Here is a 25,817-nt window from a genome sequence, read left to right on the forward strand (position 1 = left end):
CACCGAACACACAGGCCAAAGCGATGGCCGGGCTTGCGCTGGCTTTGCGTGATTAGAGTTGTCGTGCGGCTTCTTTGGCGAGTTGCACACGCGAAGACAGCCCCAGCTTCCGGTACACATGGTTGAGGTGGACTTGTACGGTGCGGGGCGAGATGAACAGCTTCTTCGCGATGTCCTTATTGGCTAGTCCGTCGCTGACAAGTTTCACAACTTCTCGCTCCGTGGGCGTCACGGCGGCCCAGCCGCTGGACGGACGCTTTCGTCCACCACGACCTCGTTGTGCATACGCGATCGCTTCCACGGTGGTCAGCGCCGCACCTTCGGCCCAAGCGTCCGTAAAATCGTTGTCTCCCAACATGTCACGCAGCACCGCTACCGATGCTTGATAGGAGGACTCGTACACCGTGAAGCGCACTTCACCGGTCCGGTCTCTTAGCGCGGCAGCCGAGCCCAGCAGTCGGGTAGCTTCCCGACCGCTGCCGTTTTCACCCAGCACGGCGCCAAGGCACTCCAAGGTGCCTGCGACACCCAACTCCGCGTCGGTCCCGGACACGCAGGCCAGTGCATCGTGGGCGTCATGCTCGGCCCGGACAAAGTCGCCTTGGGCGGCCGCGATGCGGGCTCGGACGGTCAGCGCCATGGCGGCATTCCAACCGCTGGTCGCGCGAACAGCTTCGTCGGCGTGGCGGCGGGCCGCCGCCAAATCACCATGAGCAAGCGCCACCTCCGCGCTGGGGTTGGCGTATAGCGACAGAAATTCCTGTCGTTGGCTGAGCTGCTGTCGCGCAATATCATTGGCTTCGATCGCCACTGTGAGATCGCCGGCGGCGAGGGCGGCCACCGCCAGCGCGGCATTGCTGAAGCCTTCCATAAAGCCACCGAGTTCGGTTGCTAGCTCGACGACGGCTGCGGCGGTATCACGGGCCGCGGCACTTTCGCCTCGAAATGCCAACGCCATACTGCGGCCATATCGCCCGGCGAAGCCGAAAACCGGATCCTGGCACGCGTCGGCGCCGGCGATCACTTCACCGAATTGCCAAGCGGCACCGTCAAGATCACCGGCATGCAGCAGTGCCATTCCGAGGTTCCAGCGACAGTGACGCGCAAGGAACTCGTCACCGATCGCCTCGGCGATCTCGAGGCCCTCCTGCGCGGCCGCCCGCTCTGCACCAGCGTCACCCGCGAAGAGGGCCGCAAAAGCACGGAATGGCAAGATCTGACTCAAGGACGGCAGGTCTCCCAGCGACCGGGCGAGGTCGACAGCCTCGGTGAAGGACTCCGTGGCAGCCTGCCCGCTGTAGGCCGAGACACAGCACCATGCGGTCAGTGCCTTCAGTAGTAAGGCCGGCTCACCCATCTCACGGGCGAGCGCGAGCGCCTCCGCGGGCACATCTTTGCTCCCGGGATCCACCACCGACACGGTGAGCATGATCCGATCGGTGAGCGCGCGGATCCGGGTGGCGGGGGCGATATCGATGCCTTGCGATTCGGCACCGGCCAGCGCGACATCGATCCAGGTGAGCCCCTCCTGAATCCGGCCTCGCCGACGCCAGAGCGGCTGCAAAAACGACGCAAGGGCCAGCGCGGCCTCCGGGTCGTGGTGATCGAGGGTCCAGCCGAAAGCTGCTCGCATATTGTCGATTTCGAGCTCGGCTTGGTCGGCGTTCCTCTCAAGTTCAGTGGGCGCTGCGATATCGAACTCGGCCGCAAGCGAGCTGTAGTAATCGCGGTGACGCGAGCCAATGGAATCGGCTTCGCCCGAGTCGGCTAGCCTTTCCTGGGCGTACTGCCGCACCGTCTCCAGCAGTCGGTATCGGGTACGGCGCCGATGATCCTCGGCGACCACCAGCGACTTGTCCACCAACAGGCTCAGCTGATCCAGAACCTGATGACGCTCGAGTTCGCCGGCGCCCGCGACCAGTTGGGCGGCATCGAGATTGAATCCGCCCATGAACACTGCCAGCCGCCGAAACAGCACTTGCTCCGGCTGGGTCAGCAGTGCGTGCGACCAATCCACAGAGGCGCGCAAGGTCTGCTGGCGCCGCACGGCGGTGCGTGCCCCGCCCGTCAAGAGACGGAAGCGGTCATGCAGACCGTCGAGGATTTCGGCCAGCGACATCGCTCGCACCCGGGCCGCGGCCAGCTCGATCGCCAAGGCAATTCCATCGAGGCGCCGGCAGATCTCAACCACGTCCGCGACGTTGTCGTCATTGATGCGAAAGTCCGGTCTGGCCAGCGCCGCACGGTCGGCGCACAACTCTTGGGCCTCGTCAGCGATCTGCAGCGACGGCACCCGGGAGATGACCTCACCGGTGACGCCGAGGGGTTCACGACTGGTGGCAAGCAATGTCAGTCTGGGACAGGCGGGCAGCAGGGCGTCGACGAGCGCCGCACACGCATCGAGCAGATGTTCACAATTGTCCAGCACGATCAACATGTGCCGACTGCCCACCGAACCAGCTAGGTGGTCAATCCCGGCGCGGCCGGGCTGGTCGGCTAGACCAAGCACCCGGACTACGGTCGCGGCGACAATGTCGGCGGCGCTGATAGGAGCGAAATCGACATACCACACCCCGTCACAGAACTCAGCCGCCAGCTCAGCCGAAAGCTTTTGCGCCAGACGTGTTTTACCGATCCCTCCAGCTCCGGTAAGCGTGATGATCCGGCTGCTCGCCAGCAGCTGCCGGACATCGCTGAGTTCCTGGGAACGTCCCACAAAACTTGTCTGCTGCACTGGAAGACCATGGACCACATCGGCATTCGTTGTGCGCAGCGGCGGGAACTCGTTGGGCAGGTCGGGATGGCACAGTTGCACCACCCGTTCGGGCCGAGGCAGATCGCGCAAATGGTGTCTGCCGAGATCGGTCAGCCACGCATCAGCGGGAAGATGGTCGACAACCAGGTCTGCCGTGGTGCCGGAGAGCACAGTCTGACCGCCATGCGCCAGATCACGCACGCGTGCCGCCCGGTTGATGGTGGGTCCGACGTAGTTGGCGTCACCGCGCAGTTGCGCCTCGCCGGTATGAACGCCGATGCGCAGCCGGATAGGCGCCAGTGGCGCAATCTGCAGTGTTAACGCACACGCGACAGCGTCACTGGCCCTGGCGAACGCCACCACGAAGCTGTCGCCCTCGCCCTGTTCGACCGGGCGAACACCACGATGCGCCGCAACCGCTTCGGACAGTGCTCGGTCGAGGGCGCCTATCGCAGCTGCCATTTCGCCTCGGGTCAAATCCCACAGCCGGGTCGACGCCTCCACGTCTGCCAGCAGCAGCGTTACTGTTCCGGTCGGGACCAACTCCCCCACCTCAAGATTGAAGCATTCTGATAGCGAGTCGCACACTCGCCCATCGGCACCTCTCATACTCGACATGCTCATCGCCAGTCGCAAAGGGAACATCAGCCAAATCGCCTATATTCCCAGGCCCGGGGCTAGGACCTAGATGTAGTAGGACAAGGTCTGGCCCCCGCGACCTTGACACCAGGGACGACGTCGCGCTTGCGTTTTGCGGACCAACTCGTGCGCATTCTGTCCATGCGTTGGGCCACATTCCCGAGTTAACGTCACCATCGAATCATTGCGGTCACGTCCCGCCAATCGAGGAGGTCTTTCAGATGCAAAACACAGGTGCCGGATCGCTGAGTGCAGGCGGACTCAATTGGGATAGCTTGCCGCTGCGGCTATTTGCCGGGGGAAATGCCAAGTTCTGGGATCCTGCCGACATCGACTTTTCCCGTGACCGCGCGGACTGGGAGCAGCTTACCGACGGCGAACGCGACCTGGCGACCCGATTGTGCGCTCAGTTCATCGCGGGGGAAGAGGCGGTGACTGAAGATATTCAGCCGTTCATCGCGGCCATGCGGGCTGAAGGCCGGCTGGGCGACGAGATGTATTTGACGCAGTTCGCTTTCGAAGAAGCCAAGCACACCGCGGTGTTTCGCATGTGGCTCGACGCCGTCGGCATGACCGACGATCTGCACGGCTACCTCGAACCCCTGTCGGCATACCGGCAGATATTTTACGACGAGCTGCCAAACTGCTTGGGCGCGTTGATGACCGATCCCTCACCGGCAGCCCAGGTCCGGGTATCCGTGACCTACAACCACGTGGTCGAGGGCATGATGGCGCTGACTGGCTACCACTCCTGGCACAAAATCTGTAGTGGCCGCAACATTCTGCCCGGCATGCGGGAGTTGGTCGGGCGCATCGGCGACGACGAGCGGCGACACATGGCGTGGGGCACCTTCACCTGCCGGCGCCAGGTCGCCGCCGATGACGCCAATTGGGACGTCTTCGAAACGCGGATGAACGAGCTCATCCCGCTGGTGCTGCAAGCCACCGAGCAAAGCTATTCGATGTATACCGACCCGATCCCGTTCGGCCTGAGCATGGACGAGTCACGACAGTATGCCTCCGACAAGGGGATGCGACGGTTCGGCACCATCTCCAGCGCCCGCGGACGACCGCTCGGCGAGATCGACGTCGACTACTCGCCGGTACAGCTCGAGGACACCTTCGCCGCGGAGGACGAGAGAGCCCTGGCGGCCACGGGATAACCGCTGAGCCTTACTTCTGGTAGGACAGGGCTCCCGTTCCGGCGAGCTTGCCACCCTCGACAATCAGGTATTCCTGGCGGATCGGCTGGTCGGCAAACCACCTCTCCAGGATCTCCCTGGTGCCGGCGGCGTAACGGGCCTGGGCGGACAGGGTGGTCCCCGAAACATGGGGTGTCATCGCGTTGTTCGGCATGGTCCGCCACGGGTGGTCGACTGGCGGCGGTTGCGGGAACCAGACGTCGCCGGCATAGCCGGCGAGCTGGCCACTGCGCAGCGCGGCCGCGATGGCCTCGGGAACGGTTTCTTCGCCGCGGGCGGTATTGACGATGTAGGAGCCGCGTCGCATCGTGCCCAGCAACCGCTCGTTGAACATCTGACGCGTCGCGTCATACAGCGGCGAGTGCACCGACACCACATCGACCGAGCGCACCAGCGACTCGACTCCCGCGTGGTAGGTGACATTGAGGGTCTTCTCGACCTCGGGCGCGAGCCGTCGCGTGTCGGTGTAATGCAGGTTGACGTCGAACGGCGCCAGCCGGCTCAGCACCGCGCGCCCGATCCGGCCTGCGGCGATCACACCGACATCCATGCCCTCCAGGTCGTAGGCACGCTCGACACAGTCGGCGATGTTCCAGCCGCCTTCGGCCGCCCACCGATGCGACGGCACGAAGTTGCGCACCAGCGTCAGGATCTGCATCACCGCGTGCTCGGCGACACTGATGCTGTTGCTGTAGGTCACCTCGGCGACGGTGATGTCGCGTTCTTTCGCCGCGTCCAGATCCACATGGTCCGACCCGATGCCCGCAGTGAGTGCCAGCTTGAGTTTAGGCGCCTTCGCAATACGCTCCTTGGTCAGGTATGCCGGCCAAAATGGCTGGGAGATAACGATGTCGGCGTCGGGCAGCTCGCGTTCGAACTCCGAGTCCGGCCCTTCCTTGTCCGACGTCACCACCAACTCGTGACCTGCGTCTTCGAAGAACTTACGCAACCCGAGCGCACCCGAGACACATCCGAGTAGCTCACCGGGGGTGAAGTCGACGTTCGACGGAGTCGGCACGGTGCTGCCATCGGGGTAACTGCGGATCGTCGGGATGCTGTCGCGGGCATACGAGGGCGGGTACTTGTTGACGGGGTCCGGGTAGAGCACCATCACACACTTGGCCATCGGTTTCTCCTCGCTGAGCACTTCGGTGGTTGATGTGTCCCAGCTTTCGCCGATGTCACCGAAGGTGTCCAAGACGTGGTTCCGACCGGCCGATAGGTCTGGCCTATCAAACTCAAAGCCGGCCGAACACCTCACCGATGGCCGCGTCGCGTGCGATCTCTATCAGCGCGCGGGTCACCACCGAGCCGGGTTCTGCGGCGCTGGTGACAAGCACCATCGGGGCGGTGACCACCGGATCGTGCAGCCGCAGCACACAAGCCCCCGCCGGGACACCAAGGGCGCGGATCCAGGTGTGCGGCACAATGCTCGCCCAACGCCCGGTACCGACATGCGCGAATAGAGTGGCAACGGAATCTGTTTCGAGTTGCGGAGCCACCGCAAGTCCCTGAGTGGCCAGCGCGTCGTCGATCACCCGGCGGCCGCGCATCCCGACGGTGAGCAGACACAGCGGCAGCGCCAGAGCATCCGACCAACTGATGGAATCGGTCTTGCCGGGCAACAGGTCGCCGCCCACGATCAGCACCTGATGCTCCTGATACAGCGGGGTGACCAACAGTTCGCCGGTGTCGTGACGGTCCGGGTACAGAATCCCCGCGTCCAATTCGAACCGCTGGATTCGTTCGATGATCCCGGCCGAGCGCAGATTGGTCTCCAGCTGTACCCGCACCAGCGGGTGCGCAGCGCAAAACGAATCTGTCAGCAGCGCAACGGTAGTGGCGGCGTTGGGGACCACCCCCAAGCGCAGCTCGCCGACGAGGCCGGTCTGCAATGCCGTGACTTCCAGCTTGAGGGCGTCGCAGTCGGCCAGGATCCGCCGCGCCCAGTGCACCAGCCGTTCGCCCTCGGGCGTCAGACCTTCGAATTTCTGGCCGCGCCGGACCAACGGGACCTTCAGCTCGTGTTCGAGCTTGCGGATTGCTTCCGACAACGCCGGCTGGGATACATGACAGGCATCCGCCGCGTGCGCGAAATGCCGCTCCCGGGCCAGCGCGACGAAGTACTCCAGCTGACGAAACAGCATGAAAGCTAAAGCGTTTCGTCCAGCTCACCGAGCCGGCCGGTGAGCCGCAGATTCTCGGAGTAGTCCACCGGGCAACAGATCAGCGAGACCCCGTCGTCGTCGAGCGCGGCCCGCAGCGTCGGCAGCAGCTCCTCGGCATGAGAGATCCGATAACCCTTGGCGCCAAAGCTCTCCGCGTACTTCACGATGTCGGGGTTGCCGAACTTCACGTAGTAGTGATTCCCGAGCTCGAGGTCCATCTTCCATTCGATCAGGCCGTAACCGCCATCGTCCCAGATCAACACGACCAGCGGGATCTCCTCCCGGACGGCGGTCTCGATTTCCTGCGAGTTCATCAGGAACGCGCCGTCGCCCACCACCGCGAGCACCTTCGACTCGGGCCGTGCCAGCTTGACGCCGAGCGCACCCGGCAGCGCGAAACTCATCGTGGACAAGCCATTGGAGACCAGGCAGGTGTTGCGTTCGTAAGTCGGGTAGAGCCGTGCCATCCACATCTTGGTCGCGCCGGTGTCTACCAGCACGACATCGCTGCGCCCCAGCGCGGCCCGAATATCGGCGACGATCCGCTGTGGCGCCAGCGGATATCGCGAATCCTGTTGCCCCCGAGCGAATTCCTCAGCAAGCAAACCGGCGCCCGGTACTTCGTCGGTATGGTTGATGCGGTGACCGGCCAGTGCGTCGGTCACCGCATTGAGTGAGTCGCTGATGTCGCCAATGATCCCGACGCCGACCGGGTAGTGCATGTCGACCTCGGCCGGGAAACGGTGAATGTGGATGATCTTCTTGTCGGCTTGTGGGTTGATCCGGACGGGGTCGAATTCCTGAAGTTCGTATCCGACCGCGATGACAACATCGGCGTGGTCGAACCCGAAGTTGACGTAGTCGTGTCGCATGAACCCGATGGTCCCGATGCTGTTGGGGTGATCGTCGGGCATGACGCCCTTGCCGTGGAAGGTGTTGGCGACCTGGATGCCGAATTCCTCGGAGAACCGGATCAGTGCCTCGGTGGCGTCGGCGCGGGCGGCGCCGTGCCCGGCCAGCAGCACCGGGCGCTTGGCGTTACGCAGGATGTCGACCGCGCGGGCCACCTGACCGGCCGCCGGCGCCTCGGCGTGGACTACGTTACGGGGCAACGGGCTCAGGTCGTAGTCGGTCTGATCGGCATCGATGTGCTCGGGCACGGCCAGATACACCGCGGCCGGGCGCTCTGCCTCGGCGACCTTGAACGCCTTGCGGAACATCTCCGGAATGGCGCGCGCGGTGGGCACGCCGTCGGCCCACCGGGTGATCGGGGCGAACATCGAGACCAGGTCGACGTATTGGTGCGACTCTTTGTACTCGCGATCCTCGCCGACCTGCGCGGAGATCGCGACCAGCGGCGTGCTGTTGGTGGTGGCATCGGCGACCCCGAGCTGCATGTTGATCGCACCCGGTCCCAAGGTCGCCGAGACGACCGCGGCCCGGCCGGTGACGCGTCCATACATCTCGGCCATGAATGCCGCGGCCTGCTCGTGGCGGGTCAGCACAAAGCGGATCCGCGAGGACGCCAGCGCCTGCACGAACCGGATGTTCTCCTCACCGGGCAGCCCGAAGACCACGGAAACGCCCTCATTTTCCAGGCACTGGACCATCAGCCGTGCGGCTGTACTCATCCGCCACCTCCCTACTGGAACGATAGTGGCAGGCTGTGAGTTGGACGTTTTATCAACCCACCGCGAGCAGAGGAAGTCAGCGTGTCGATCGCGACCATAAACCCGGCCACCGGCGAGACAGTCAAAACCTTCACCCCGGCAACCGACGCGGAAGTCGATGCCGCGATCGCGCGTGCGCATGCACGGTTCCTCGACTACCGGCACAACACCACCTTCGCCCAGCGCGCGCAGTGGGCCAACGCCACCGCCGACCTGCTGGAAAAAGAGGCCGACGAGGTCGCGGCGATGATGACGCTGGAAATGGGCAAGACGTTGCGCTCGGCCAAGGCCGAAGCACTCAAGTGCGCCAAGGGTTTTCGCTACTACGCCGAGAACGCCGAGCGGCTGTTGGCCGACGAGCCGGCGGACGCCAGCAAGGTAGGCGCGAAAAAGGCCTACATCCGGTACCAGCCGCTCGGCGTGGTGCTGGCGGTGATGCCGTGGAACTTCCCGCTCTGGCAGGCGGTGCGGTTCGCCGCGCCCGCGTTGATGGCCGGCAACGTCGGGCTGCTCAAGCACGCCTCAAATGTGCCGCAGTCGGCGCTCTACCTGTCTGACGTCATCGCCCGCGGCGGTTTCCCGGCGGACTGCTTCCAGACGCTGCTCATTTCGTCGGGCGCGGTCGAGGGTATTTTGCGCGACCCACGGGTGGTGGCGGCCACCCTGACCGGCAGCGAGCCGGCCGGCCAGTCCGTCGCGGCGATCTGCGGCGACGAGATCAAGCCCACCGTGCTCGAGCTCGGCGGCAGTGACCCGTTCATCGTGATGCCGTCGGTGGACCTCGACGAGGCCGTCAAGACCGCGGTCACCGGCCGCACCCAGAACAACGGCCAGTCCTGTATCGCCGCCAAGCGGTTCATCGTGCACACCGACATCTACGACGCGTTCGTCGACAAGTTCATCGAGAGCATGCAGGCGCTGAAAGTCGGCGACCCCACCGACCCGGACACCGACGTGGGCCCGCTGGCCACCGAGTCGGGCCGCGACGAGATCGCCAAGCAGGTCGACGACGCCGCCGCGGCCGGCGCCAAAATCCGTTGCGGTGGAAAGACTCCCGACCGGCCGGGATGGTTCTACCCGCCGACAGTGGTCACCGACATCACCAAGGACATGGCGCTCTACACCGAAGAGATCTTCGGTCCGGTCGCATCGATGTACCGCGCCGAGGGCATCGACGAGGCCATCGAGATCGCCAACGCCACCACCTTCGGGCTGGGGTCCAACGCCTGGACCAACAACGAGGCCGAGCAGCAGCGCTTCATCGACGAGATCGAGGCGGGCCAGGTCTTCATCAACGGGATGACGGTGTCCTACCCCGAGTTGGGCTTCGGCGGCGTCAAGCGGTCCGGCTACGGCCGCGAGTTGGCCGCTCTGGGCATTCGGGAGTTCTGCAACGCCAAGACGGTCTGGGTGGGCTAGCCGCTTAGACGCTTGCCAGCGCCCGCTCGTCCTCCTCGGCGAAGGTGTCTTCGAGCTGTAGCGGCGAGTAGTCGAGGTCGATCTCGCCGAGCGGGCGGCCGCGCGCGCTGGAGATGGTGCCGAACCGCCGCATGCCCTTGTCGGAGGCGTACTGCATGAACTCGTCGACCGACAGACCAAAGGGCATCGGGTCGTACAGGGCGAAGCCCTCTTCGATCAGGCGCAGCCCGAGCGGCATCAGCTCGTTCATCCGCGCCTCGAAGACACCCCAGTTGGCGTCGTCGGCGGCGACGTGGCGCCGGCAGGTGAAGGTTCCCCACGCCATGTGGCGTCGCTCGTCGTCACCGATGCGCCGCACCAGCTCCTGCATGCCCGGCAGGATGCCGCGCTCCACACAAATCTTGTGCCAACCGAAGTAGCCGGTCAGCGCCAGCATGCCTTCGACCATGTGGTTGTAAGTGACCGACGCCCGCACCTGGGCGGCCGGTGACGGGTCGATTGTCAACGCGCTGAGGCACGCCGGCAGCTCTTCGTAGAAGATCGTGCGGTAGGTCGGGACGTCGTCGAGAAAATAGTGCAGGTCCTCGGTGATGCCGACCGCGTCAAGCCACATCCGGAAGACCTGGACATGCTTGGCTTCCTCGAAGGCGAACTGCGTCAGGTACATCTCGTCGCCGAGCCGGCCTTCGGCGCGCATCGCGGCCATGAACGGCTGGATGTCCTGGGTCACCGATTCCTCGCCGGCGATGAATTCGGCGCACAACCGGGTCGCGTAGCTGCGTTCGTCGTCGTTGAGGCGTTCCCAGTCCTCCCGATCGCGGGAGAAGTCGATGTCGGCTGGATTCCAGAACTTTGCATTGCCGCCTGCAAACAGCTTGAGCGGCAAGCTATCCCAGTTGAGTCCGCCTTGGGACATTGAGGCAATTCGGGTTCGGTTCATGTGACCTCCTCAGATCGCAATGGGGCTGGGGTATCGGAGGCATTCGGTGCCGCGAACGCGGCGGCCAGCACCGCGATGAGCCGGCGCACGGCCAGCGCCGGCTGCTCGGGGCTGGGCTCGTCGAGCCCGAGGACGGGGTCCAGACCCCGCATGTAGGGAGCCAGCGCCAGGTGCGGAAAAATCAGCAGCAGCAGCGACAGCATCGCGTCGATATCAGCCTCGCGGCCGAAATCGCCCCGCGCCTGTGCGTCGCGCACCAGCGGCCGCAGCACTTCCAGGTAGTGGCGGTGGATGACGGACCGCACGCTGATGCGGGCGTCGGTATCGACCTCCAAGGTCGCCGCGGCGTGCAGCGCACGCTCGTGCGGGTGATCGGCGAAGTAGGCGACCCACGCGTCGAGCCAGTCGGTCAGAAACTCGAAGAACGGCCGGCTCGGGTCGAGTTCGCGGATGCGGTCCTCCATGTAGCCGCGCACCCGCTGGCTGGCGATGTCGGCGATGAACGCATACAGGTCGCGTTTGTCCGCGAAGTATTGGAAGAGGCTGCCTTTCGCGACGCCGGCCCGCCGCGCAATGACGTTCAGGCTGCCACCAGAAAATCCGTGCGCCCCGAATTCGGCCTCGGCGGCCTCGATGATCGCGGCGCGACGAGCGGGGTCGACGCGCGCCCAGGTAACCGTTGGCATGGTTCACCTCAATTCAATGACCACTGGTCATCATAACGTGAGCCGCGTCACAGTCAAGGGTCTTGGCGGGAGCCTCCGTACCTGCGCCCAGCCGGAGTGTTCGGTCGGACCGGACGTTCGACGATGACGAGCTATGCAGGCCGAATAACAGGTGAAGAACGCAGCTGCTAGCTAATATTTGCTGGTGCTCGACCACTGGCCCATCGTCGGCAGACGTCAGGAGATCGACGAGGTCGGCCGGCTGTTCGCCACCACCGATGGCCCGCGAGGAGTCGCGTTGGCGGGCAAAGCCAGGGTCGGCAAGTCGCGGTTGGCCCGCGAGGCGGTGCGGGCGGCCGCCGATGCCGGGTGGACGGTCCGCGGCACGGCCGCAACGGTGACCAGTCGCCCAATTCCGTTGGCCGCCTTCGCCGCATGGACCGACGACGCGGAGGGCGCGCCCCACGCACTGGCGCGCCGGGTCGTCGATGCGCTGACCGCCGACACCCAACCAGACCGTCTGCTGGTCTTCGTCGACGATGCACATCTGCTCGACGATCTGTCGGCCCCTGGTACTGCATCAACTCGCGCAGTTGCGGGCCGCGACGGTGGTCGTCACGATTCGGACGGGCGAGCCGGCCCCCGCCGCGGTGACGGCGCTCTGGAAAGACGGCCTGGTATCCCGGCGCGAGATCGACCCGTTGACCCGCGCTCAGACCGACGAACTGTTGCTGGCGGTGTCCGGGTGCGCACCGGATCAGCAGTGCGGGGACGAGCTGTGGCGTCTGACCCGCGGAAATGTGTTGTTCCTGCGGCAGCTAGTGGAGCAAGAGTTCCACGCGGGACGCATGACGAACGACGACGGCGCACTGCGCTGGCTGGGTAGCCCGGGCCTGTCGGGATCGCTGGCGGAGCTGGTGGACGCACAGATCGGCGCCATTCCCGACGATGTCCGCGACGTCGTCGATCTGGTGGCTATCTCCGAACCGGTCGACTGGCAGTGCCTGAGACTGGTCGCCGGGCAGGAGGCCATCGAGGAGGCCGAGCAGCGCGAATTGATCCGGTTGTCCGCCAAGGAGGTGTACATCGGCCACCCCATGTTTGCCGAGGTGCGCCTGAATCGCTGCGGCTCCTCGCGGCTGCGGCGCCTTCGCGGCCAGGTCGCGACCGCGATGAAAGATGGTGGGGGCGCGGCGGAGGTGATGAAGCGGGGGCTGCTCTGGCTGGAGTCGGACCTTCCGCCCGAGCCGGACGTGCTGCTCGCGGCCGCCACGGCGGCGAGTTCGCTATTGGACTTCGAGACCGCGGAGCGGCTCTTCACTGCCGCCGCCGCAACCGGTATCGGCGCACAGGCGCGAATACCGCTCGCCTACTCCCTTTTCATGAGGGATAAGGGAGAGCTTGCGCTGGAAGTTCTCGAGGGCGTGGAGGTCGACGAAGCAACGGAATCCGCCTTCATCAACGACGTAGTGATGCGTGCGTCAAATCTGTTGTGGGGCATGCGATCTCCGGAGCGGTCCTGGCGGCTCATCGACGACGCGCTCAAGGCCTCGCATGGTGCGCGCCGCTACCAAGCATGGCCCATGGCGAACTCGGTCAACCCGATCAGGCCGTGGCAAAGGCCATCGACGGCGTCGAGGCACTCGCGCTGAGTGAGCAGGGCAATTTCCTTCGTCAGACGTTGACCGAATTTCACACCTTCGGCTTGGTGGCGGCGGGACGCATCGCCGAGGCCGTCGAGGTGGCCAAACGTCACCGCCGCGCGCACCGCGAAGAGCCGGCGGACGTACGAGCGGTGGTAGCGGAGATCGACGGCATGGTGATGTTGGCCGCCGGCGACCTCTCCGCGGCGCTGCGGCACCTGCCGGACAAGGTCGAGGCCGAAATGACGAACAGTTTCCACGTGGTGAACAGCTTTTACCGCTTCCATCTGCTGCGCGCGCAGGCGCTGGCGCGATCCGGCGACAGCGCCGGGGCGGAGCGCGCGCTGCACACCGCGCGGACACACCGGCATCCCGCCTACGTCTACCTCACGTCGACCGAACTACTGACCGAGGCATGGTTGGCCGCATCCCAGCAACGACTGACCGAAGCGCGCCAACTGGCGCGAAAGGCGGCGGAGTTCGCGCGTAGCCACGACCAACTCGCGCGCGAGGTGTGGTGCCTGCAGACCGCGGTGCAATTCGACGACACCGATGGGGCCGAGCGACTCACGGAGCTTTCGACGCTCGTCGAAGGCCCGCGCGTTGCAGTCGCGGCGCGCTACGCGGCGGCGCTGGCAGCCGACGACGCGGGCGAACTCGACCGGGTATCAACCGAATTCGAGGCAATGGGCGACCTGCTGGCCGGCGCCGACGCCGCGGGCCAAGCCGCTACGGCACACCGGCGCGCGGGCCTCGCCGGCAGTGCGATGACCGCGGCGGCACGTGCACACCGGCTGGCGGCACGGTGTCACGGCGCGACCAGCCCCGCCATCGAGGCTGCTTCCTACGCGCCGCCGTTCACCAACCGGGAACGCGAGATCGCAGTGCTGGTTGCCCGGGGCCTATCGAACCGCGAGATCGCCGAAGCGGTGTCACTGTCCGTGCGGACCGTCGAGAGCCACATCTATCGGGCGTGCAGCAAGGCCGGGGTGACCGGCCGCGCTGGTCTGGCCAGTGTCATCGGCGGAGCATCGTTACTTCGCAGCAACGGACGGTGATTGCAGTAGTCGTTTGCTGAAGCGGCAGAAAATTGCAGTAGTCGCTCCCGGATAGCGCTGTCGTCGTTTCGGCACAACATGTCTTGTGGATTTCGGGTTGCTGCCCCCGGAGGTCAACTCGGCCCGGATGTATACCGGCCCCGGGTCGGGACCGCTGCTGGCGGCCGGGGCGGCTTGGGATGAGATAGCCGCCGAGCTGGAATCGGCGGCGGCGGGGTACTCCTCGCAAATCGCCGACCTGACCGGCCTGTCCTGGTTCGGGCCGTCGTCGCTGGCCATGTCGGGCGCGGCCGCGACCTATGTGGGGTGGTTGCAGGCCGCGGCGGCCCAAGCCGGGGTGACGGCCACCCAGGCCTACGCCGCAGTCGCGGCGTATGGGGCGGCGTTCGCGATGACGGTGCCCCCGCCGGTGATCGCGGCCAACCGCACGCTGTTAATGGCGTTGATCGCGACGAACTTCTTCGGGCAAAACGGCCCGGCCATCGCGGCCTGCGAAGCCCAATACGCGCAGATGTGGGTCCAAGACGCCGCCGCCATGTACACCTACGCCGCCGACGCCTCCACCATGACCTTGTTTGACGAACCACCGCAAATCACCAACCCGTCAGGCCAAGACGACCAAGCCCGCTCGCTGGCCCAAACCACCGCCAACACCACCACCGCGCGCACCCAATCCCTGACCCAGATGACCCAAAGCCTCGCCACGCAGCAGGCCAACCTCATCGACCCGCCCCTGCCCCCCGGCAGCACTGCCAACATCGCACCCGGCGGCGCCACCATCGACCCCGGCGTCACCTTCACCGCCACCACCGGGAACCCCATCAACTTCACAATCCCGCCGGGGAATTCCCCCCAGTTCCAGATCAGCACCATCACCATTACGGGCCCAGGGGGGCAATCTACGCTGGGTCCTTTCACTCAAATTAGTTTCTCTCCGGGAAACTATGTCCTCGATGCCGGCACCATGACCCAAATCGGAGGCCCCGCGGCGACCGTCACCATCCCCGGTGGGTCCGTCACCGCCGGCAGCGCCGGCGCCGAAATCACCATCAACGCCAGCACCGGCCTAGTCACGGCCATTAATAGCGGCACCGTCGTCGCCGGGCCGACCTTCGTCCCCGTCGCCCCGGTCGTCTCGAGCTCATCGAGCGCGTTGGCCGCTGCCCCCGCGGCCACGGCAACCAGCGCGCCCGGCCTGGCGGGAACCGCCGCAATCCAGCCCCAGCTCAACGTCGACGCACTTTTGGACGCTCTCTCGGCCGCCGCCGACTAGCTCGCTCGAGTGTGCGTCCAGCCGCACAGTGGGTCTCGAGTGTGCGTCCAGCCGCACACTCGACGGTTAGGAGCAAGAAGCTACGGCCGCATCTGGTAGGCGCCGTTGAGCGGCAGGACGTGTTCCTTCCAGACCTGGTCGTAGCGCGACTGGTCGAACACCGGGCGACGGATCATCCGCATCGCGAAGCGGGCCTGCGCGTCGGTCGTGGCGCGTTTGTCTCCCAATTCGACGGCGTAGCCATTGAAGTCGCGCACCAGCACGGCGAAGATCTCGTCGATCAGCGCCTCGTCCACCCCGGACAGCGGCGCCTCCTCCAGAATCAGCTGGGCGTAGGGCACCGTCGCGAACAGCTGCCCGACCCCGAACGCAAAGTCAATGTCCTGCTGCTGCACCGCATCTGGGGTAGCACTGGCCAGCATCTCGGCCAGCACGTCGATCTGCTCGCGCAGCAGGGCGACGTTGGGCAGATGCGCGTAGCTCTCGAACGGCGCGCGCCAGTCGTGGAAGCGGACCTTGCCCAATCCGCCGGTCGGCCCCTGGTTGAACAGGAATGAGTCGTCGACGGCTTCGTCGCGACGCCCGATCAGCGGCAGCTCGCTGTTCGGCGCGAACAGGTAGTTGGGCATGAACTTGGCCAGCAGGCCGATGTTGATGTGGACGGTGCCCTCCAGCCTTGGCAGCAGGCCGATCTCGCGGGCCATGGCCTCGAAGATGGTGTCCTTCTCCACGCCCTTGGCGGCGATCACATCCCACAAGGCCGTGATCACGCGCTCGCCCTCGCTGGTGATCTTCGCCTTGGTCAGCGGGCTGTAAAGCAGGTAGCGACGGTCGTCGGCCGACGCGCTGCGCATGTAGTCGCTGGCGCGGGTCGCGACCATCTTCATCGCGACGAGTCGCGTGTAGGCATCGGTGAGTAGGCGGCGCACGTGGGTGAAGTCGGTGACGACGGTGCCGTACAGGTAGCGGTTGGAGGCGTGAGTGATCGCCTCGTACATGGCGTGCGTGCACATGCCCACCGCGCCCCAGCCGAGGTTGTACTTGCACACGTTGACGGTGTTGAGCGCGGCGTGAAACGCCCCGGGGCCGCGGTGCAGCAGGTCGGCCTCGGTCACCGGGTAGTCGCGCAGGCCATAGTTGGCGACATAGTTCTGCGAGTTGACGACGTTCTTGATCAGCTCGTAGCGGTCGTGCTGGGAGTCGGCGACGAAGAAGACGTATTCGTCTGTGTCGGCGATCTTGCCGAACGTCGACACCATTCGCGCCGCGTTGGCATTGCCGATGTAGTACTTCTCGCCGTTGGCGATCCAGCCGCCGTCCTTGGGCGTCAAGATCATGTCGGTCTGGTAGACGTCGGCGCCGTGGGTCTGCTCGGACAGGCCGAAGCCGAACACCTCGCCGGCGTCCAGCTGCGCGGCGGCCTTACGCTTGGCGTCCTCGTTGTCGCTCATCCAGATCGGGCCCAGGCCAAGCGCAGTGACCTGGAACGGGTACCAGTAGTTGAGCCCGTAGAAGCCGACGATCTCGGCGAACTCGCTGATCCGGTAGGTGTCCCAGCGGCAGTCGTCCGAGGACCCGTACTGCGACGGCGTGAGCAGGGAAGCGAAGATGCGTTCCTGCCCGATGTGGTTCAAGAAGTCGGAGTACCAGACCCGCGCATGGTCGTCAGCCTTCAGCCGGGCCTTGCCCCGGGACTCGAAGAAGTCCACGGTGGCGGCCATGATCTCGCCCGAGCGACGGTCGGGGTAGCGGCGTTGCAGATGGTTAGGATTGAGCAACATGACATGACTCCCGGTGCGGTCAAACGGGTGAGCGAAACGGACGCGGCCGACGGTACGCCAATAACCGGCGATCTGGGCCTCATCATATGGTTGCCAGCGAAAATCCGAATTGTCCCCGCAATTGCCTCTGTTAAATGACCGCCGGGCGGGCCTAGCATCAGCGAGGTGTCCGAACTAAATACTGCGCGTGGATCCATCGATACCGCCGATCTCGGCGTGACGCTCATGCACGAGCACGTGTTCATCATGACTACCGAGATCGCCCAGAACTATCCGGAAGCCTGGGGCGACGAGGAAAAACGGGTCGCCGACGCCGTCGAACGGCTCAACGAGCTCAAGTCTCGTGGTGTGGACACCATCGTCGACCTCACCGTCATAGGACTGGGCCGCTACATCCCACGAATCGCCCGCGTCGCGGCGGCCACCGAGCTGAATATCGTTGTGGCAACTGGGTTTTACACGTACAACGATCTGCCACTACGGTTCCATTACGAGGGCCCGGGCGGGTTGCTGGGTGGCCCGGAGATCATGACCGACATGTTCGTCCGCGACATCGAGGAGGGCATCGCCGACACCGGAATTAAGGCCGGAATCCTCAAATGCGCGACCGACGAACCCGGCGTCACCCCCGGCGTCGAGCGAGTGCTGCGCGCCGTCGCGCAGGCGCACAAACGGACCGGGGTGCCGATCTCCACGCACACTCACGCCGGGCTGCGCCGCGGGCTGGAACAGCAACGCATCTTCGAAGAGGAGGGCGTCGACCTAAGCCGGGTAATCATCGGACATTCCGGCGACAGCACCGACATCGGATATCTCGAGGAACTCATCGCACCCGGATCCTTTATCGGAATGGACCGGTTCGGCATCGACGCCTACCTGCCGTTCGAGGACCGGGTGAACACGGTTGCTCAGATGTGCGAACGCGGGCACGCCGACAAGATGGTGCTCTCGCACGACGCCAACTGCTATTTCGACGCGCTGCCCGAAGAGCTGGTGCCGCAGATGATGCCGAACTGGAACTACCTGCACATCCACAACGACGTGATCCCTGCGCTGAAAGAGCGCGGCGTCACCGACGAGCAACTGCACACCATGCTGGCGGACAATCCGCGGCGCATCTTCGAGCGGACGGGCGCTTACTAGATGACCCAGAGTGAACCGATCCCGCCGATCGGTACGCAGATCTCGGCGCTGGCCGAGCTCGCCCCCGACGAGCCGGCGCTCACCTGCGACGGCTTGACCATCACGCGCGCCGAGCTCGACCTCTCGACGAACCGGTTGGCCCGCGCCTACGCCGAGCGCGGCGTAGGCGTCGGCGACTACGTGACGATGGTGCTGCCCAACTCGGTCGAGTGGATTCAGGCCGCAGTGGCGTGCTGGAAGCTGGGCGCGGTGCCACAACCGCTGTCGGCACGGTTGCCGGCCGCAGAGCTCGCAGGGCTGCTGGACTTGCGTCCACCCGCTCTGCTGGTGGGTCAGGAGCACCCCGAAATACCAAGTATGCCAATCAATTTCACTCCTGACCTGACGCTGTCCGACGCCGCGTTGCCCGAAGCGGTTTCGCCGGTGTGGAAGGCGATGGGATCGGGCGGCAGCACCGGGCGGCCCAAACTGATCGAGTCCGGCGGCGACAGCCGGATACCGGCAGCCATCGGCTATCCGCTCGGCGCCCAAGAGGGCGACACCACGTTGGTGCCGGTGCCGTTGAGCCACAACACCGGCTTCACCGCGGCGACGATGGCGTTGCTGATGCGCCAGCATCTGGTGCTGATGAGCCGATTCGACCCGCACGAATTCCTGCGACTGATCAGCGACCATCGCGTGACGTTCCTGACGGCGGTGCCGACGATCATGCAGCGGACGCTGCCGGTCTACCAGGCCGACCCGCAGGCCTACGACCTTTCGTCGATCCGGCGGTTCTGGCATCTGGCGGCGCCGTGCCCGCCGGCCATCAAGCAGGCGTGGATCGATCTGCTGGGCCCGGAAAAAATCTGGGAACTGTACGGCGGCACCGAATTACAGGCAGTGACCTTCATCTCCGGTGACCAATGGCTGACCCACCGGGGCTCGGTGGGCGTGGTCGTCGCCGGCGAGATGAAGGTGCTTGACGACGACGGCAACGCCTGTCCGCCCGGTGTGGTGGGCGAGATCTACATGCGGCCCAGCCCGGGCAGCGCGCCCACCTATCGCTACGTCGGGGCGACTGCGAAAAGCCGGGACGGCTGGGACTCGCTGGGCGATCTCGGCTACTTCGACTCCGACGGGTTTCTGTATCTGTCGGACCGGCGGGTCGACATGTTCACCGTCGGCGGCCGCAACGTTTACCCCGCGGAGATCGAGAATGCCCTGTCGGCACATCCGGATGTGTTGTCCTGCTTAGTAGTTGGCGTCCCCGATCCCAATGCCGGCGATCTGGGGCAGGTGCCTTACGCGCTGGTGCAAACGGCCGACGACTCCACCCTGGATGCCGCGGGTGTGCAGGAGTTTCTGCGCGCCAACATCGCGGGGCACAAGGTGCCGCACACGGTCGAATTCGTCGACACCCCGCTGCGCGACGACGCCGGCAAGGCCCGGCGATCGGCGGTGCGGGCCGAGATCATGGCCCGACAGCCGGCCGCTGAAGCGGGCTGACCAGACGGCACCAAGAATCTTCCAAGTCCCCGGCACCACCATGAGGGCATGCAGATCGAGCCATTGAGTACCGAGCTGATCGAACGCTATCTGTGCTCACGCCAGTTGCGGTTTTTCCGCAGCGACGACGGCGGGGAATTCATGATGGTGCTGTCCAATTATGAGCGCGGCAAGCTGCACGTGAATCTGCGGATCAACGGACTGCGGCCCGACATTCTGGAGATCTCGGTCAGCCCGGCCAGGTACTACCACGCCAGCGAGCGCCCGCGCCTGATGGAATTGGTGAACGAGTGGAATCGCGACAACCATTGGCCCAAGGCGTTTGTGCGCGAGACCGCTGCGACCAACTACGTCAATGTGGTGGGTGAGAGTGCTTACCTGCTGACCGACGGCGTCCACCTGGCGGCGCTGGGCAACTTCATCAGGTCCACCGTCGAGTACGGGGCCGATCTGATCGACAAGATCGAGCAGGCCATCTGCCTGCCGTCCGCGGATGCCCTGGAAGAGTGGATGGACCGCACCGGCTAGGGTGCTATCGGGTCCGCCTCGGCATCAACCACCTGAGCGGTTGTCTCGCGTTTCTCCCAGCGGCGCAACGCCTCCCGGCACGGCGACTCGACCAGGGCGTAGCTCACCGCCGCGATCGCGAAGCCGAAGATCAGCGTCAGCGCTAACACCGTCGGCATGTTGCCGGTGAACGGGAACGTCCCGATTACCGGGAACACCATCGCCAGGGCGGCCAGGTGCCAGATGAACAGGCCGTAGGACCAGCGGCCCAGGGTGACCATGCCGTTGTTACCCAGTAGCCGGTGACGGGTGCCGACGCGATCCAGCACCAGCGGCGCGACCAATGCGAACGCGACCACCGCGCCCATCGAGGTCTTCACCGCGAACTGCGTCGCGGTGCCCGGAGTCAACCCCTCCGGTCCTGCCAGCGGTGAGGCGGCCACCAGAAAGGCCAGCAACGCGATGGCCGCCATCAGCACGCGCCGTCGCGCCAACCGGTGTGGCAGTCCGACCGGGCTGTGCACCCACTCGGCCAGCAACATGCCCGCGGCGAACCAGGAGAAGAAGGCCGGCGGCCAGTTCAACGGATTGCCGGATCCCGCGTGCCCCGAAAACAGCGGTAACCCACCCCACGCCCAGCTGAGCACCGCCAGCGCGGCAATGACCGGCACCCGGGCACTTACCGGAACGCGGCGGGCCAGCAACGCGAGAATCGGCAACGCCAGATAGAAGGTCACCTCCACCGAGAGGCTCCACATCTGGGTCAGGCCGCCGGTCAGGGTGAGCGGCACATAAATCTGGGTGAGCGTCAGGTTTGCCAGCCACACCGTCAGGCTGGCGTGATCCGCGTCGGGTAACAGGGTGAGGATCACGACGACCGCCACCAGATAGGCCGGCATGATGCGCACCACCCGCGAGCGCAGGTAGTGACCGGTGCGGGGCCGCGATCCCAGCTCCCGCGCCGCTGCCGCGTGACCCCGCCACAGCAGGAACCCCGACAGCGCGAAAAACACCGCTACGGCGAGGTCGAAGCGGCCGAACAGCCGGCCGTCGACACCGCTGGAGTGTCCGGTCTGAAAGGCCACATGTGTAGTGACCACACCCATGGCCGCGCAGGCGCGCATACCCTCGACGGCGGGGAGGAAGCTACGGACTCCACCCGCCTGCTGGCTATCGGTCACGATCACAGTCTGCCTGCGAAGTGTTACCTGCCGAATCGGGTACTGCTGTTAGGGTCAAACGGATTTGCCTAGCGCATTAGGGAGGGCACGGCCACGTGAACCGAGCGGTTATGTTGCGGTTCGCCGCGTGCGGAATCATCGGACTCGGGGCCGCCCTGCTGATCGCCGCGCTGCTGCTGTCGACCTACACGACCAGCAGGATTACCAAGATCCCGCTCAACATTGACACCACCCTGGTCGGCGACGGCAGCGGTACGGCGCTCGATTCGTCGTCGCTATCCACCGATCACGTCGTCGTCAACCAGAACGTGCCGCTGGTTTCCCAGCAGCAGATCAGCGTCGAGTCGCCGGCCAACGCCGACGTGGTCACGCTGCAAGTCGGCACCTCCCTTCGGCGCACCGATAAGCAAAAGGACACCGGGCTGCTGCTGGCGATCGTCGACACCGTCACGCTCAACCGCAAGACGGCGATGGCCGTCTCGGACGACACCCACACCGGTGGCGCCGTGCAGAAGCCGCGGACCTTCAACGACGAGAACCCGCCCACCTCGATCCCGGTGCGGCACGACGGCCTGTCCTACCGCTTCCCGTTCCATACCGAGAAGAAGACCTATCCGTACTTCGACCCGGTCGCGCAGAAGACCTACGACGTCAACTACGACACCCAAGAGGACGTCAATGGCCTGACGGCGTACCGCTTCACGCAGAACATCGGTTACAGCGCCGACGGCAAGCTGGTGGCGCCGGTGAAGTACCCGTCGCTATACGCCGGCGACGAAGACGGCAAGGTGACGACGTCCGCGGCGATGTGGGGCATCCAGGGTGGCGATCCCGCCGAGCAGATCACGATGACTCGTTATTACGCGGCGCAGCGGACGTTCTGGGTGGACCCGGTCTCGGGCACCATCATCAAAGAGACCGAGCACGCCAACCACTTCTTTGCCCGCGATCCGGTGAAGCCGGAGCTGACGCTGGCCGATTACAAGGTCACCTCCAACGAGGACACCGTGGAATCTCAGGTGAACGCGGCCCGCGACGAGCGTGACCGCCTCGCCTTGTGGTCGCGGGTACTGCCGATCACGTTCACCGCGGTCGGCCTGATCGCGCTGATCGGCGGCGGGCTGCTGGCATCGTTTAGCCTGCGGACCGAGAGCGCGCTGACCGACCCCGGCCTGGACCGTGGTGACGAGGAGTTCTTCGGTCGCAGCGGGCTCGAGGAACGGGTGCCCGGCGCCGAGGCCGAGACCGAGAAGCTGCCCACCCAGCGCTCCGAATCGCACGACGATCCGCCCGACGGCGATCCGCCCGAACCGGGGTCGCCCGAACCGAACCCTCCCGGCCCGCCCGACCGGGACTAGCCCGCGGTCGCGCCGACGGTGACCGCGCCGTACCGCCGGGCGGTGCTTTGGTCGCTCCCCGGATATGCGTTGGTCCTGGCGCTGCTCGTTGTTGCGCCGCTGCTGCGGCCGGGATACCTGCTACTGCGCGACGCGGTGTCCACGCCGCGCTCGTACCTGTCGGACACCGCGCTGGGGTTGACGGCTCCGCCGCGGGCGACGCCCCAGGATTTCGCGGTGGCGCTGGCCTCGCACTTCATCGACGGCGGTGTCGTCGTGAAGGTGTTGCTCGTCGCGGGGCTGTGGCTGGCGGGCTGGGGTGCGGCGCGACTCGTCGCGACCGCTCTGCCGTGCGCCGGCATGTCCGGCCAATTTGTCGCGGTCACGCTGGCGATCTGGAATCCCTATGTCGCCGAACGACTCCTGCAGGGGCATTGGAGCCTGCTGGTCGGCTACGGCTGCCTGCCCTGGGTGGCGACGTCGATGTGCAGGCTGCGCTCGGCGCAAGCCTCCGGCCTTTTCGCGTTGGCGTTCTGGATCGCGCTGGCCGGACTGACCCCGACCGGGCTGCTGCTCGCCGCGACGGTGAGCCTGGTGTGCGTGGCCGCACCGGGTGCGGGCCGGACGCGGTGGCTGTGCGCTGCGGCGACGCTGGGTGCCGCGCTGGTGGCGGCGCTGCCGTGGCTGACGGCCGCGGCGATGGGCCCGTCGTTGGCCACCCCCAAAGCGGCGAGCACCCTGGGCGTTCTCGCGTTCGCGCCGCGCGCTGAGCCCGGTCTGGGTACGTTGGTCAGCCTGGCTAGCCTCGGCGGCATCTGGAATGGCGAGGCCGTACCCAGTTCCCGGGCAACGCTTTTCGCGGTGATCTCGGCGCTGGTGTTGCTTTGCGTGGTGGTGGCCGGTTTACCGACGGTGATACGTCGCCCGGCGGTGGCGCCGCTGCTGGTGTTGGCGGCGGTGTCGGTGGTGGTGCCGGCCGCACTGGCCACCGGCCCCGGACTGCACGTGCTGAGCGTGATGGTTGACGCCGCACCCGGCTTGGGTGTGCTGCGCGACGGGCAGAAGTGGGTCGCGCTGGCGATGCCCGGATACGCACTCGCGGGAGCCGGGGCGGTGGTGACAGTGCGGCGGTGGGTGCCCGCTGGGGCAGACTTCGCCACGGCGCTGGCCGGCTGTCTCGCGCTGATTGCGGTGTTGCCCGACTTGGCGTGGGGCGCCGGCGGCAAGGTCGCGCCGGCCCACTACCCGCCGGGGTGGGCTGCCGTGGCGGCGACGATCAACGGTGCGCCCGCGCCGGTCGCGGTGTTGCCCGCGGGCTCGATGCGGCGCTTCGTGTGGTCGGGTCCGGCGCCGGTGCTGGATCCGCTGCCGCGCTGGCTGTGCGCCGACGTGCTGAGCACCGGCGACTTGGCGATCTCCGGGCTGGTCGTGCCCGGGGAAGGTGAGCGCGCCCGGTCGATCCAGCAGTTGCTGCTGTCCGGGCCTGCTCCGTCGGCGTTGGCCCCGGCCGGCGTCGGGTGGTTGGTCGTCGAATCCGACAGCGCCGGCGACATGGGTTCGGCCGCGCGCACCCTGGGCGCGCTGACACCGGTGTTCCGCGACGAGGAACTGACGCTGTACCGGATCGGCGGCAACACCCCCGCGGCGTCATCGGCCGATCGCCTAACCACGGTGATCGCACACCTGGCCTGGCTGGGGTTGCTGGTCGTCGGCGGCGGCGGCGCACTGGTCGCCGGTGTCCGGCGGCGCGGCCGCGGTTAGACGACGCCGCTGACGAACTCGCCGGCTTGCACCGCTTCCAGCACGGCGCGCATCGCGTCAGCGCTTTGCGCCCAGGAGAACTCGCCGCTGCGCGTCTGCGCCTTGGCACCGAGTTGGTCGCGCAGCACCGGATCGCACAGCAGTTGTTCGAGGCGGTCCACCAGCTCGGCGCGGTTGTCCACCAACATCCCGGTCACCCCGTCGACGATCGAGTCGGACAGCCCACCCGAGGATCGGTAGCCGATGGTGGGCACCCGGTGCTGTGCGGCCTCGACGACCGCGAGGCCCCAGCCTTCTTTGCGCGAAGGCAGCACGTGCACCCAAGCACTTTGCAACACATGGTGTTTGGTCACATCGTCGACATGGCCGTGGAAAGTGACCGCGTCGCTGATGCCGAGCCGCCGGACGTGGTCGACCAGGCGTTGACGCCACCAGCCGTCGCCGAGGATGTCCAGATGCAGCTCAGGTAGCCGCGGCCGCAGGTCGGCGACTGTTTCCAGCGCGTCCTCGATCTGCTTGTGCGGCACCAGCCGCGAAAGCACCACCACCCGCGGCACGGCCGAACGCGGGCCGGACAGCGACTGGGCCGGCGCCTCGTCCAGGCCGTTGCGCACCACCGCGATCCGCTCGTTGTCCGCGCCCAGGGCAACCAGGTCGCGCGCCGACGGCAGCGACACCGTCAGGTACTGATTACGCCGGTGCAACCGCGGCGACAACCACGACTCGACAAACCAGCCCAGCCGTCCCAACCACGGCCCGGCGACCGGCCACTGCTCGCGATGGCAGTGGTGTACCAGCACCACCACCCGGCGGCCGTACAACAGCCGGGAGCAAAACGGCAGACCGTTTTGGGCGTCGACCACGACGTCGGGCCGCACGCCCCGCAGCGGGCCGAGCCCCAGCCGGCCGGCAGCCATCGCCAGCAAGGCCCACACATAAACGGAGTACCGCCCGCCCGAGCGGCTGATTCGAACGCCGTCGACGACGTCGTGGCGCGGCGCACCCGGATAGCGGGCGGTGCGCAGGGTGACCGTGACGCCGGATGCGGCCAGTTGCGCGCCGATGCGCTGCAAATAGGCTTCGCTGCCGCCGCCTTGCGGGTGTCCGGTGTCGCGCCAGCACAACAGCAGTACCGAGCGCAGACCAGACATCATGGTCAGCGTAGCCGTTGCCCGACGTAGGGTGTG

General features: G+C 66.1%; 19 protein-coding genes and 1 pseudogene. 11 read left to right on the top strand and 9 right to left on the bottom strand.

Annotation, left to right across the window (positions count from 1 at the left end; genetic code table 11):
• Positions 1-52: 52 nt before the first annotated feature.
• Positions 53-3,364 carry a LuxR family transcriptional regulator gene (locus H7K34_RS22355; RefSeq protein WP_276059909.1) on the bottom strand — a complete coding sequence of 1,104 codons (3,312 nt, stop codon included), beginning with the start codon at positions 3,362-3,364 and terminating at the stop codon, positions 53-55.
• Between the two features lie 251 nt (positions 3,365-3,615).
• On the opposite strand from H7K34_RS22355, the gene H7K34_RS22360 reads away from it, so the two are divergent.
• Entirely contained in the window at positions 3,616-4,557 is a 942-nt protein-coding gene (locus tag H7K34_RS22360; protein ID WP_264064192.1) for a R2-like ligand-binding oxidase, read from the top strand.
• Positions 4,558-4,567: 10 nt separating this feature from the next.
• Here the strand turns inward: H7K34_RS22360 and H7K34_RS22365 are convergent, their stop codons facing one another.
• The 3 genes from H7K34_RS22365 to H7K34_RS22375 form a co-directional block, all read right to left on the bottom strand.
• Complete coding sequence (locus H7K34_RS22365; protein ID WP_264064839.1) at positions 4,568-5,722, bottom strand: NAD-dependent formate dehydrogenase; 1,155 nt, start codon at positions 5,720-5,722, stop codon at positions 4,568-4,570.
• A gap of 112 nt (positions 5,723-5,834) precedes the next feature.
• On the bottom strand, positions 5,835-6,743 hold the full coding sequence (locus tag H7K34_RS22370) for a LysR family transcriptional regulator (RefSeq protein WP_264064193.1): 909 nt from the start codon (positions 6,741-6,743) through the stop codon (positions 5,835-5,837).
• 5 nt (positions 6,744-6,748) lie between these two features.
• Entirely contained in the window at positions 6,749-8,395 is a 1,647-nt protein-coding gene (locus tag H7K34_RS22375) for an acetolactate synthase large subunit (protein WP_264064194.1), read from the bottom strand.
• 81 nt (positions 8,396-8,476) lie between these two features.
• Here H7K34_RS22375 and H7K34_RS22380 point away from each other — a divergent pair, with 81 nt between their 5' ends.
• Positions 8,477-9,853, top strand: coding sequence for an NADP-dependent succinic semialdehyde dehydrogenase (locus H7K34_RS22380; protein ID WP_264064195.1), 1,377 nt, complete (start codon positions 8,477-8,479; stop codon positions 9,851-9,853).
• A gap of 4 nt (positions 9,854-9,857) precedes the next feature.
• Here H7K34_RS22380 and H7K34_RS22385 read toward each other — a convergent pair whose 3' ends face one another.
• Complete coding sequence (locus H7K34_RS22385) at positions 9,858-10,793, bottom strand: R2-like ligand-binding oxidase (protein WP_264064196.1); 936 nt, start codon at positions 10,791-10,793, stop codon at positions 9,858-9,860.
• Positions 10,790-11,479 (bottom strand): TetR/AcrR family transcriptional regulator, encoded by a 690-nt coding sequence (locus H7K34_RS22390; RefSeq protein ID WP_264064197.1) that lies wholly within the window; start codon positions 11,477-11,479, stop codon positions 10,790-10,792. Before H7K34_RS22390 ends, H7K34_RS22385 begins: the two co-directional genes overlap by 4 nt.
• 184 nt (positions 11,480-11,663) lie before the next feature.
• Here H7K34_RS22390 and H7K34_RS26995 point away from each other — a divergent pair.
• The 4 genes and pseudogenes from H7K34_RS26995 to H7K34_RS26690 form a co-directional block, all read left to right on the top strand.
• A pseudogene (locus H7K34_RS26995) lies at positions 11,664-11,966 on the top strand (AAA family ATPase); the annotation flags it as partial.
• Between the two features lie 85 nt (positions 11,967-12,051).
• Positions 12,052-13,110: a hypothetical protein gene (locus H7K34_RS22400; protein ID WP_264064199.1), complete on the top strand. Its 1,059-nt coding sequence runs from the start codon at positions 12,052-12,054 to the stop codon at positions 13,108-13,110.
• Positions 13,071-14,159, top strand: a complete 1,089-nt coding sequence (locus H7K34_RS26825) for a helix-turn-helix transcriptional regulator (RefSeq protein WP_308205456.1) — start codon at positions 13,071-13,073, stop codon at positions 14,157-14,159. Before H7K34_RS22400 ends, H7K34_RS26825 begins: the two co-directional genes overlap by 40 nt.
• A 127-nt stretch (positions 14,160-14,286) precedes the next feature.
• A complete protein-coding gene (locus H7K34_RS26690) occupies positions 14,287-15,432 on the top strand; it encodes a PPE family protein (protein ID WP_457852192.1) in 1,146 nt (381 codons plus the stop codon).
• Between the two features lie 80 nt (positions 15,433-15,512).
• On the opposite strand, the gene H7K34_RS22415 is transcribed toward H7K34_RS26690, so the two are convergent.
• The gene (locus H7K34_RS22415; RefSeq protein ID WP_264064200.1) at positions 15,513-17,213 is read right to left on the bottom strand and encodes an acyl-CoA dehydrogenase; all 1,701 of its coding nucleotides are present in this window, start codon (positions 17,211-17,213) and stop codon (positions 15,513-15,515) included.
• Positions 17,214-17,378: 165 nt separating this feature from the next.
• Here H7K34_RS22415 and H7K34_RS22420 point away from each other — a divergent pair, with 165 nt between their 5' ends.
• The 3 genes from H7K34_RS22420 to H7K34_RS22430 are packed head-to-tail and all read left to right on the top strand — an operon-like array spanning position 17,379 to position 20,372.
• Positions 17,379-18,356: a phosphotriesterase-related protein gene (locus tag H7K34_RS22420; protein ID WP_264064201.1), complete on the top strand. Its 978-nt coding sequence runs from the start codon at positions 17,379-17,381 to the stop codon at positions 18,354-18,356.
• On the top strand, positions 18,357-19,844 hold the full coding sequence (locus tag H7K34_RS22425) for an AMP-binding protein (protein ID WP_264064202.1): 1,488 nt from the start codon (positions 18,357-18,359) through the stop codon (positions 19,842-19,844).
• Between the two features lie 48 nt (positions 19,845-19,892).
• Entirely contained in the window at positions 19,893-20,372 is a 480-nt protein-coding gene (locus H7K34_RS22430) for a YbjN domain-containing protein (protein WP_264064203.1), read from the top strand.
• On the opposite strand, the gene H7K34_RS22435 is transcribed toward H7K34_RS22430, so the two are convergent.
• Positions 20,369-21,538, bottom strand: a complete 1,170-nt coding sequence (locus H7K34_RS22435; protein ID WP_264064204.1) for an acyltransferase family protein — start codon at positions 21,536-21,538, stop codon at positions 20,369-20,371. The genes H7K34_RS22430 and H7K34_RS22435 overlap by 4 nt on opposite strands.
• 89 nt (positions 21,539-21,627) lie before the next feature.
• Between H7K34_RS22435 and H7K34_RS22440 the strand changes: the two genes are divergently transcribed.
• Positions 21,628-22,890 carry a DUF3068 domain-containing protein gene (locus H7K34_RS22440; RefSeq protein WP_108922123.1) on the top strand — a complete coding sequence of 421 codons (1,263 nt, stop codon included), beginning with the start codon at positions 21,628-21,630 and terminating at the stop codon, positions 22,888-22,890.
• Between the two features lie 42 nt (positions 22,891-22,932).
• The gene (locus tag H7K34_RS22445; RefSeq protein WP_264064205.1) at positions 22,933-24,630 is read left to right on the top strand and encodes a hypothetical protein; all 1,698 of its coding nucleotides are present in this window, start codon (positions 22,933-22,935) and stop codon (positions 24,628-24,630) included.
• Here the strand turns inward: H7K34_RS22445 and H7K34_RS22450 are convergent.
• On the bottom strand, positions 24,627-25,781 hold the full coding sequence (locus H7K34_RS22450; protein ID WP_264064206.1) for a glycosyltransferase family 4 protein: 1,155 nt from the start codon (positions 25,779-25,781) through the stop codon (positions 24,627-24,629). The genes H7K34_RS22445 and H7K34_RS22450 overlap by 4 nt on opposite strands.
• Positions 25,782-25,817: the final 36 nt, after the last annotated feature.

Origin of the sequence: Mycobacterium montefiorense (assembly GCF_025823255.1) — a bacterium.
GTDB lineage: Bacteria > Actinomycetota > Actinomycetes > Mycobacteriales > Mycobacteriaceae > Mycobacterium > Mycobacterium montefiorense.